Source organism: Escherichia sp. KCJ4928, assembly GCF_004352695.1.
Lineage (GTDB): Bacteria > Pseudomonadota > Gammaproteobacteria > Enterobacterales > Enterobacteriaceae > ECMA0423.
In genome coordinates this window covers 1-1,323 of sequence record NZ_SJWV01000408.1, presented here as the reverse complement: position 1 = coordinate 1,323, position 1,323 = coordinate 1, and the positions used below count along the sequence as shown (strand labels likewise).

The window sequence follows — 1,323 nt, the reverse complement described above, 5'->3', positions numbered from 1 at the left end:
GCAGTAATATTGATATAGTCGAAATGATGCCTCTGAATCACCATGTTGTGATTTATACTTCAGTTTCATCAGCTTTTCTTCACTTAAATCATAGGTCATTGCTGTAGATCCCATCACACTTTCGTTTTCTTTTATTTTCACATCAGCACCATGCAATTGACCAATAAGAGAAAAATAAAAAAATAGTAACAAGCATGCTTTCATACATCTACAACCTATCTTATATCACTGGGTTTTTCTGGCGTACCTTGCATATTAGAAATGGGGTGCCCAGATGGCCCATATGTTATCCAATTACCAAGGTCTTTTGTTGTTATAGCCATTAGATCCTTATTTGAATTAAGGTTCGTTGGTGCTGTTAGCACTGTATCCATTTTTAACTTACCATTAGTTCCTCGCCCCCACCACGTCCATAGCGTGTCAGGTCCTATTACATTTGTATGTAACTCTTTAGCTAATTGGCTAGCAAATGAATTTTGTCCTTTACCTGTATTACAAGAAAATAACCAAACTGTCATCCCATCTTTATAATTCCCATCAAATTTAATTAGATATGCTAGATCTTTAGCTGTCATGATACTGCGCGTTGCGGATTCAATAGATGTGGGGGTACCATGCCCCCCGATTGTGAAAACGCCTGGGATATTAATCTCATCAGCTACAGAATGGATAAGATCACTTTCGGGGTATAAATTTATATCAACCAAACCTTGCGGATCTACATTTATGACCGGATTCAACGGATACTGATAAAAATTCCATCCCCCCTTCAGCCCAATCGGATCCTGAGTGATATACCGCCCCTGCAGCGGGTCATAATAGCGGTGGCGGTTGTAATACAGGCCGGACTCCTCATCATACTGCTGACCCGGCAGGCGAATGAGCTGCTGCAGATGATGCGGGTTCTCATCACTCAGCAGGTTGCCCCATTCATCATATTCTGCGCACCACGCTGTTGCCCCTTCCGTGCTGATGAGCGCCAGCGGCGGCTTTCCTCACTCACCCGGTCAGCCAGGATTTCACTTTCCAGCCGGTCGAGCATCTGCACCGTGCCGGCGGGAATCCCCCACTGTGCATAGGCAACTCACGCTATGAACGCTTCAGCTTATCAATAGCGGAAGTTATAATTTCATTGTCATCAAACTTGTACAACATAGTATCTAAAACAGGAAGTAGCGTTTTATCACCTAATTCACCCGCAGCTTCAATGATATCATCATAAACAGTATTTTTTTTTAACTCATCGCATAAAACAGATAAAACCCTTTTATCTTTTCTGTAGGAAAGTCCGATTATTGCTTCAATACGGACTTCCTCATTTTT

Annotated in this window: 1 protein-coding gene and 3 pseudogenes; all 4 read right to left on the bottom strand. The window is 42.1% G+C overall.

All coding sequences use genetic code 11. The features are described 5' to 3' along the window. Nucleotides 1-204, bottom strand: a pseudogene (locus E0D98_RS24325) (sel1 repeat family protein); the annotation flags it as partial. 11 nt (nt 205-215) lie between these two features. Next, a complete protein-coding gene (locus tag E0D98_RS28190) occupies nt 216-575 on the bottom strand; it encodes a type IV secretion protein Rhs (protein WP_099355921.1) in 360 nt (119 codons plus the stop codon). 129 nt (nt 576-704) lie between these two features. After that, nucleotides 705-1,062, bottom strand: a pseudogene (locus tag E0D98_RS28185) (RHS repeat-associated core domain-containing protein); the annotation flags it as partial. 27 nt (nt 1,063-1,089) lie between these two features. Then, nucleotides 1,090-1,323: pseudogene (locus E0D98_RS24315) on the bottom strand (lyase); the annotation flags it as partial.

Bases quoted from the DNA above. Each gene is read 5' to 3' on its own strand.
- E0D98_RS28190 (WP_099355921.1), bottom strand. From the start codon at position 575: ATGACAGCTAAAGATCTAGCATATCTAATTAAATTTGATGGGAATTAT.